General features: G+C 44.1%; 5 protein-coding genes and 1 pseudogene. 4 read left to right on the forward strand and 2 right to left on the reverse strand.

What is annotated here, in order from left to right; translation table 11 throughout:
- Positions 1-749: 749 nt before the first annotated feature.
- From ACWGOO_RS21575 to ACWGOO_RS21585, 3 genes are all read left to right on the forward strand, one after another.
- A complete protein-coding gene (locus ACWGOO_RS21575) occupies positions 750-1,376 on the forward strand; it encodes a glycoside hydrolase family 25 protein (protein WP_452486732.1) in 627 nt (208 codons plus the stop codon).
- Between the two features lie 131 nt (positions 1,377-1,507).
- Positions 1,508-2,992: a hypothetical protein gene (locus ACWGOO_RS21580; protein ID WP_452486734.1), complete on the forward strand. Its 1,485-nt coding sequence runs from the start codon at positions 1,508-1,510 to the stop codon at positions 2,990-2,992.
- 61 nt (positions 2,993-3,053) lie between these two features.
- Positions 3,054-4,661, forward strand: coding sequence for a hypothetical protein (locus tag ACWGOO_RS21585; RefSeq protein WP_452486735.1), 1,608 nt, complete (start codon positions 3,054-3,056; stop codon positions 4,659-4,661).
- A 1,373-nt stretch (positions 4,662-6,034) separates the two neighbouring features.
- On the opposite strand, the gene ACWGOO_RS21590 is transcribed toward ACWGOO_RS21585, so the two are convergent.
- Positions 6,035-7,395, reverse strand: a protein-coding gene (locus ACWGOO_RS21590; protein ID WP_452486737.1) for an IS1182 family transposase whose coding sequence is annotated in 2 segments (ribosomal slippage) — positions 6,035-6,828 and positions 6,828-7,395 — 1,362 coding nt in all. Because the reading frame shifts where the segments join, the coding sequence is not laid out codon by codon here.
- Positions 7,396-7,533: 138 nt separating this feature from the next.
- A pseudogene (locus ACWGOO_RS21595) lies at positions 7,534-8,413 on the reverse strand (endonuclease I family protein).
- A 457-nt stretch (positions 8,414-8,870) separates the two neighbouring features.
- Here ACWGOO_RS21595 and ACWGOO_RS21600 point away from each other — a divergent pair.
- The coding region (locus ACWGOO_RS21600; RefSeq protein WP_452486739.1) for a hypothetical protein at positions 8,871-9,280 on the forward strand (410 nt) is incomplete at its 3' end.

Genomic DNA, 9,280 nt, shown 5'->3' on the forward strand with positions numbered 1-9,280 from the left:
AGCCAGGATCAAACTCTCCATTAAAGACCAACCGAAGTTGGTATATAGAAAGAGCGATAAGCTCATGTTGAAACTGACGAGATAAAATATCTCTTGTTTGATTTTGCGAACAAAATCAATTTACTCACTCGTTGTTCAGTTTTCAAAGATCAATTTTTCATTTGGCTTTTCCTTGGGCCGGATAATTAATATATCATACTTTGGTGATCCATACTACTGGTAAATAATACCTCGTAGGTGATCCTTTGAATTCTGAAGTCCATCTAATGATTACATCACAGCCTATCTTACGGCCGGATAATTAATATATCATTTTGAATTGTTGATTACTACATGTAAATTATACCGATTAAAAAGCGACTTATCAAAATCATTTCTATCACTATACTCATACTTTCGAATTTTTTCTTCATTACATACACCGTGAATCTTTGACCAGATCTACTGTATCCGAAAAATACTTTTCATGCATACCCAGTGGCTCTACACAAAACATAGTGCTTGAAACCCAGTGTTCATTATGCTTTAGCTCGTAAATATAGAAAAACATCTGTACATTCCGTAAGATGGTTGTGCGACCAATCCAACTCGAGGGAATGACAGATGCACAATCAGTATACTGATCTTTTGCTTGATTGTTTTATTACATGATTGTATCTCCCCATCTCTACATAATATATAACATCTCTACCCATGCTAAGGAAGTATTATCAATAAAAGATACACCAAAAAAGGGGTGCAGTTCACCGATGCAATCACGCTCAGACACAGATGTGAAAGGGATTGACGTATCGCACTGGCAAGGGGATATTGATTGGAACAAAGTGAAGTCGGAAGGCATTCAATTCGCCTATCTCAAAGCTTCCGAAAGTAGCACAAGAACAGATCCGAAATTTTCCAAGAACGTTGACGGTGCCAAAAAGGCCGGATTATCGGTAGGCGCTTATCATTTTGCCAGACCCGATAAGAACAGTCCATCGGACGAGGCAAAGCATTTCGTATCGTTGTTAAATCTATATCATACTGATTTGCTGCCTGTATTAGATTTGGAGTCGCCTGAAGATCCCACAAGAATAAGCGCTTCAGATCTTGTTCAATGGGCACGTTCATTCATAAATGATGTAAAAGAAGCAACCGGCCGAGAAGTCATGCTCTATACCGGCAATTGGTTCATCAATCTGTACCAACAGTTTAACAACGCGTTATCCGATCTCCCGTTATGGGTTGCTAATTACAGTAATATTTCAGCTCCACCTAATGATGGTGGATGGACGAAATGGACGATTTGGCAATATAGCGAAAAAGGGAAGATAGATGGCATCGATGACAAAGTCGATCTAAACGCAGCAGTGTCTCTGGACGCAATTAAAGGATGAAATGCCAGAATAGATGAATTATTCGATATCAAAAGAATTTTGCGGGATATTCTTGTTAATACTTATTGTTGTTACTACAAAAGACCTGCTGGAAATTCAACCGTGGGTCTTATCAAAAAGGGGATTTGGAAATGCCTAAAGACCATTCTGCTGATCTGATGAAAAGCTTAATTGCCAAGCTTTACGCGACGGTTACTGGTGATGATCCAAACATTACGATACCTAGGAATAAGTTCGTGTCCTGGCTGCTTCCCGGGATTCCGTTTATCGCGGAGGATTTCCTCTACTGTGCCAAAGGACTGATTGCCGATGATGCGCAACAAACGAAAGAACGCTACCATCAGGCCTTCGTCCTCTCCAAACTCTTAGATTTTGTTCCAGACGTTAACAACGAATTAGTCGATGCTGCCATGCAGCAGACCATGTTCACCTCGACGCAGGACAGCATCAGTTCAGTTTATGGGGATGTTCTTAAGTACAGCCGGGTTGTTGACAAAGAGCTGAGCGATAGTGAAAAGGAAAAGCTGCAGAAGTTCCGTAATCTACTCACCGTGACCAAGGAAAGGACCGACATCATTACGGAAGAGAAGACGACCGTCACTGAGCCTGGACCTATGACCATCGCCTATACCACCTTTATGAATAACTATATTGATGAAGCAGACAGTTACATGAACGTTTTGATTAACGCCCAGAGTGCAAAAGGGAATGATTCTGAGGCTATCCGCAGAGTCGCCGAGTTTGCAAACAAGTCCAAATTTCTAAGAGAGAAGATGAATGCAGCCGATATGGCGTGGGTCTCCCAAGGATACAAGAACGATTATCAGAGGATCAATGCCTACATTGATCAAGTAACTTCCAAGAGTATGGTACTGTACAAGCAGGACTTGATTAACAAGTATAAAAGCGCACTTCTCACCAGCCCCGTAGACGGTGCGAGTGATTTTTACTACACGACGCTTATCCCGGGGAATTTCGCGACAAGTCCGGGATGGACGCGCTTCACTTACTATGAAGGTGATTATGAGACCCATGCCGACAAGAAAACCAGCACGTGGAGCGCTGGCGGCTCCGCTTGGTATGGTCTATTCTCGGTTGGAGCACAGGCGAGCGGCTCCAAGATCGAGATGTCGGAAAATCAAAAATCCACGAATTTCAGTGCGGAATTTGAGTTCGTTCAAATCCCAATCTGCCGACCTTGGTTCGAACCGGGCTTCTTCTCTATGAGAGCATGGACCCTCGATGAGTTATGGGACCTAAATTTCGACAAGAAAGTTTCAAACGGAGAGGAAAAACCGGTTGGTAGGCTCGTTGCTTATCCAGTGACGGCGCTATTCGTACGCAATGTCAGGTTGAAATTTGATGAAGCTGATGCCCAGATGCAATACGTGAACTCACAAATACAAGCTGGTGGCAGGGTTGGCTGGGGACCATTCAGCCTGAGCGGCTCCTATTCCAGAGGTAGTGAAAAGCGCGATCAAAAGGCTCACTCGGAAGGTGGAGCGATTGTAATTGAAGGAATTCAACTTATTGGGTTTGTTAACAATATATTCCCTAAATCACCGAATCCGAATCCGGCAATCAAACCGGAAGAGTTCGTAGGCGGCGCTCAGTAAGCTCCGGCTATTGGGAAGTCAGGTACCTGGAACACACAATATTTCTATCGGGAGGTCAGTTATGGAAGAGAAAATCTCTCTCGCTTTGGCTGTTAAGCTGAAGAAGATTTACGACAGAGAAGATCAGTTTTTAACCTTTCCGCTGGGTCTTGCGTATTCGTCTCGTTCGTTGGATTTCATGAAGGAGGAGAACGATTTGTCCGCGTTGGAACAGCTGCACTTCAAGGCTGATTTTGCTCGGATGATGAATGAGATCCCTTCGGATAGAGCGCCTGTTTTTTCTCCTTCGGGTACTTTTTTGTGGAATGAGCTGAAGGATATTTTGGTCAACGCTGTGTTCGCCACAAGCACATTATCACCCGAAGAGGAAAAACAATTGGCAGAGGCTATAGACTTTCTAACCGACAAGCAGTTTAATCCAGACGGTACGGAAACGGTTATAACGTCGGAAAAGGTAAAAGCATACGCCACGTATAAAATCGCTTACGAGGAAGCCAATGAAGCCTATCTTGCCGAGAAATTAACCGTCATCAATGCCACGGGAGAAGAAGGGCAAAGGTTAAAAAAAATTTGGGATTCCGGTCGTGAGCGGGTGTTGCTTAATATCAAGGAACAGGCAATGCAAAATTGGATAAACCTAGGGTTCAAAAACGAGGTTGAAGCCTTTCAGATGCAACGAAATATTCTGGAGGTTAAGAAATTCGCCGTTTTGTATAGACAAAGTTATATCAATGATATCAATCTCGCTGAGGTTCCGGACGCGGATGCAAATGGAATTCCGTTCTGCGTGACGTTCTTTAACCCCCGCGATGCATTTGATAAGAATCAGGCGTGGATTAAAGTACCTTTGATCAAGGGGGAGATCGACAGTCTGATTCAACAAGCCCCTGACGAGATCAGGGGGGTCTTTAGTGCTGACCAAGGAAACGAGGATATCGAATCATTGTCATTGGAATATAAATATGTCGGTGTGAAACGCTCCTGGTTCAGGCCTGAATTTTTCAACAGCCGACATTGGAAAATGTCCGATGATAGCGTTGTTTCCGATGGTGGGATACCTCGTCAGGGCCGGGTGCCGGCGTATATCACTGGGATGCTTGTTGTGAGGAACATCACGGTAACGAAAAAAAAGGGCAGTTCAGGGCAAGCCAATGTTCTTCCAATCCTAAATGTCCTCCCCCTACAAAAGCTGACGCTCGTTCCCCATACCATTCCAGGTGAAGTGCCACCCCATGTGGATATTGGCTTTCCGGTCTTGGAGGAACCTGTCCGGGGTAGTGAGATCATTCGAGAGAGAGAGATCATCCGTGGGAGCGAGATAAGGCTTGCCACTCCGGTTGCGGCGCGAACTCTGGATAGCGGCGTCATCCGTGCAAGAGACATCAGGTCTGACATTCGGGTTGCGGAGCAACCTGTCAGAATTAGAGATCATACGGTCATAGCACAACCTGTCGGTCTTAGAACCTCCTTCAGGACTTCGATTGATTCTATGACGGTAACAAATCCGCGCGTAAGATTTCCATCATTGTATATCCCGATCAACCAACCGGATCCAGTGTCGACAGAAGAGACGGTAACGGAGACATACAACTTCGACGGGGTCGCCGTGCTTGCTTTTGTCTGCCGAAGAGTGCCAAGGTCGCCGGATCCGGATCCGAATATATGGTAGAAACTGCCGCTTGATCTATCGTTCCTAATGAACAACAAACCTCCAGCATACGAAAGTAGTGGAGGTTAGTTTGTTTTTTTGAAAAATGTCCACGTGGTCTCCCTATAAGAGTTGGGCGTTTTTGATTGAAAGCCCTCTTTGTAGAAGCTCTTTGTTAATATCGGTCGGAGGTAGTTGCGGAGGTGAGGCTGCCAAACCACCCCCGCCGGACGGATCGTGCATGTCGGCTTCGGTCCAGCCGGGGAACAGGTTGTGCAGAGACTCATGAAGGGCCACCTTGGCGTAACCCAAGTATGTGTATTGGATGCGCTGACCCCTTAACCCAACGAATTTGTAAAACTCCAAACCCGTTATTGTTTCGTGTATGCCCACCGATAAACTCCTTGAGTGGGTTACCGGGTAGATGTTGCTGAATATACGAATGGTCAACATCCTCCACGAAATGGAGAACCAAATTATCTGTCTCCACTCCGCCCCCCCAATCCACGAGAGCTGTGTCAGATGTCCCTGCCAAACATTGGTTGAAAAGATCTTGGATTGCATCCTTGAGACCTAACCTCCAACTTTCTTGCGTGCCTGTATGATCAACGAGCTTTACTGAATAAATCGCCATAATGATATTCCTTTCTTTCTCTTGATTTGGATTTACGACATCACGAAAAATTTACGAAATGCTCTAGTAGCTTATTCCGGAATTGGTGAAGTTCTGGTCGAACAAACTTCATACTTGACAGACGTGTGGAGGCAGTTTCGGCAGATTCCCGATCCGGGTCTATGGAGATCCACATGGCACAGAACTGGTAGGCGGCAAGCGCATCTATTGCAGCTATCTCACTGTCAATTTGCCCAACACGCATAAGAAATCGATTGATTACCATGTTTGGCTTCGTATCTATCTGTGCAACGACTGAAGGGTGCCATTCTATTGCAGTTGTTAGCGTCCAATCTGTATCGAAACGCAATGTAAGTGGAGTTCCTGGTGGTACGGAAAGCTCAAGATGATACGAACTCACGTTACTCTCCTGACTACTCTTATATGCGAAGCCGTGCTTCAAAAGCTTTCTATCGTGATAAGCTGACACTTGATACCTTCAATTGGTTTCCCATCATACCCTTGGATCATGATCGAGATCAGGTTCATCGATGTGAACCAACTCACTGACCTGTTTATCCCAATAATCCTTTAAACTCGGATGCAAAATCATGAATGTCTCCCACTTCATTTTTATATTTTCATTATATTAGAACAACTCACTGCATTTTTAGAGGGGCTCTGTGAGAGCCCCTCAGATTGTCGAGAAACCCCGTCTTTTTGAGACGTGGGTTTCTTTTTCTTTACATCATAAGGCTCTGGTATCTGGAGAAACAGGGGGTTACCCCTGTTTCTCCAGGCGATCCAGGTGGATCGCCATCTTCTTCATGTTCTGCACGGCTGCCGTCATGAGGGCTTGTTCCCTGACGTTCGGAAGTCCGCGCAAACGGCAATAGCGAAACCCATGGAGCTCTTTAGCATCCGCGAAGCTTCGCTCAATCGTCTCTTTTCGTTTGCGGTACAGCCGTTTTCCAGATGGGCTCAGCCGGTTCTTCCGTACCCATTCTTTGCTGTCTTCCCAGACATGGCGAGTCACCACTTTACGGTGATTCTGAGACTGGGTACACTGGCTCAGTAACGGGCAGTGCTGGCACTGAGTTGGATCAGACGCGTACTGTCTGTATCCCTTTCGGTCCGTCGTTCGGTAGGGCAGTTCCTGTTGGGCTGGGCATCTATACACATTGCGTTTGGCATCGTATTCAAACTTCCATTTCGGAAACAGTCCTTGTCTGGGATGGAATCTTCGGTGAGCAATCACGGCAAAAATCTTTCGGTTTTGTAAACCTCGGCAAATCGGCGTCGTTAAATAACCTGAATCTAGTGCAACAGCTTCTACTTGAAAACCAAAACGTTCTCTTTGGCGATCCAAACGGGACAAATAGGGGACGGAATCATGTACATTCCCCGGTGTCACATGCACGTCCGTAATCACATTGTACTTCGTATCCACCGTACGGTGGTCCAGATAAAAGAAGCCTTCGGGCTTGCCATCACGGATCATATAGCCGCTGTCTGGGTCTGTTTTGCTTACTTTAATCTCTTTCTCTTCGTTCACTTCCTCTCGGGATTTTAAGGCTTTTTTCCGTGGTTTTTCCGGTCCTCCTTCACCGCTTCGTTCAGCTCGTCCATATCGTCTTTGGTATTCTGTAATACTTGTTCTTTGGTGTACTGGTGTCTGTTAGCATTGGCTTTGACGTGTGTGGAATCGGTGACGAGAACACGTCCGCCCACCATTCGGTGAGAGATCGCCTGCAGCACAATTTCATCGAAGATATCTTGAAAGATCGTGGTGTTTTTAAAGCGGGTGCGACGATTCCAGCTTATGGTGGTGTGGTCCGGAACCTTATCCGTTAAGCCCAGCCCCAGGAACCAGCGATAAGCCAGGTTCGTCTGAATTTCTCGCTCGAGTTGTCGTTCGGATCGAATGCCGTAGAAATAACCGAGGAAGATCATTTTAAACAACACGGTAGGATTAATGGCAGGACGCCCGTTGTCTGCACAATACAGCGGTCGAACTTTATCATCGATAAACGAAAAATCGATATACTTATCTACTTTGCGGAGCAAGTGATCTTGAGGAACCAGATCTTCGATGGAAACAAATTCGTAGGATTGTTGTTTTTCGCGGTTGGAACGTAGCATATCAACACCATCCGTTCTACAATAGTTACCTATATTATACAACATTAACGCGGTGTCGTCTTAATCAAAATTAACATAAAATAGGCTGGCGAGACTTTCTCGACAGCCTGAGGGGCTCTGTGAGAGCCCCTCATTTTCTTACCTTCCCCATATGTTCGAAACCCATTCAGGATGGTCTATAAACGGAATGCGGTTTTCTTGATACGTGTAAATTATTTCATTTCGTCTTTTTTCAAATTCATCAACAGGATCTAGTTCATGCCACTTCAATAATGTTGAAAGTTTTCCAAATCGCGGTTCTTTATCAGTCATACTGTCTACAAGTTCCAAGTCCATCTTGTCTGATCCTTCATTAGTCCCTGCATAACGAATATCCATGTAGAGCATGATTCGAGCAATATCACTATCACCCTTAACTTCATCGCGGGGCTGCCACGAGTCAGTGTCCCATTTGTTATTTGGAGCTTCGGGATATGGTTCTTCACTTTCATCAAAATCATCATCTCTATCGGAATTTACTTTGGTTTTTTCTTAAATTGTGTAAATCTGACCCTATTCCTGCCGTTCTCCCAAAATTACCGTGCGATTGAGCCCAAACATGTTCACGATTCCATTGTCCACTCTGCCCACCATTGTTGGATTTAGGATCAGACCGTCCAGAATAAACGAGAATAACATTATTTGGATTACTCGGGTCTTCATCAGTATCTTTTAATGCTTTCCATACTTCGTCGTATCCTAGTACTTTCTGTTTACCAATAATGTCATGAAGAGCCAGCTTTAGTTCATTTCCTGATTTATTCAGTGCATTTCTGTAATATATCCGATCTAGATCTGTATTGAGAACTTGATAAGATCCACCAGCATTTGCTTGACCATGATCAATAGGCGTTTGAACTTCCTTTTTATGTGCTTCATCGGATACTACTAAATTAGGATTAGAATTGCTTATACCACATCCTGTAATTGTGAAACTCAAAGCGAGTAGACAAATGCAAATTTTCGATCTAACTTTCATTAACTTACCTCCTCGAATTTAATTAGACGTATTAACTATGCTCGATTTGAAAAAATATTATGCCTTTGCATGCATACAGCGCTTCTCGCCACTCGGCTGCAGTGCGTTTTTTCTCCGATACCGGGGATCGATTGGATAATCTTATATTGTTCAAATTCATTAGCGATAGCAAAGATTTACTTTTCGAGGGCGGTTAGACGCTCACGGTAATAAGGAAGCACACTGATGTACATTTCAAGGCTGTCAAATGGCTATGAAATGTACCTTGCGGAATAGATTCCGAATCGCGGCAGCCGTTAGCACTCGAACTTTTTCTGCAGCCAACGGATCTCCGGATACTTAATGATGCACTTTTCCTCCTTTATTTTTCCAGGCTGATAAGTTAATAAGATTTGAAATTTTAGTAAACCATAAAAAGTATGGTTTACAACTTTATACTTTAAAGGGGACTCTTCAAATGATTAACGAAGATAAAGCAATGGCCGAGAAATTTCGCAACTTACTGTTCGTGAAGAAAGAAATAGAAGATTTGATTACTGGGGAAAAGAAAGAAATTATCGAACATGGACCTATGATGGTTGCTTATAATGAAAAACAGTCGGAATATTTTGAGGGATTCGATAAATACAAGGACGCCGAAATTTCTTTACTTAATGCAAAGTCGCCAGCAGACATCATCAAGTGGCGTCATATGGAGAAAGATAGTAGGCAAATACTGCTTTCAGCGTATAATGATTGGATCGTGGGTGGCTATAAGAATGAGGTTGAAGAAATGTTATCATACATCGACCTGGTAAAAACGCAATATAGTAGTGCCAATGTTCACGAAATACCATTGGATAAACCTCTGCAGTTGACTGACGAGGA

This window comes from Paenibacillus sp. NPDC055715 (assembly GCF_053617595.1).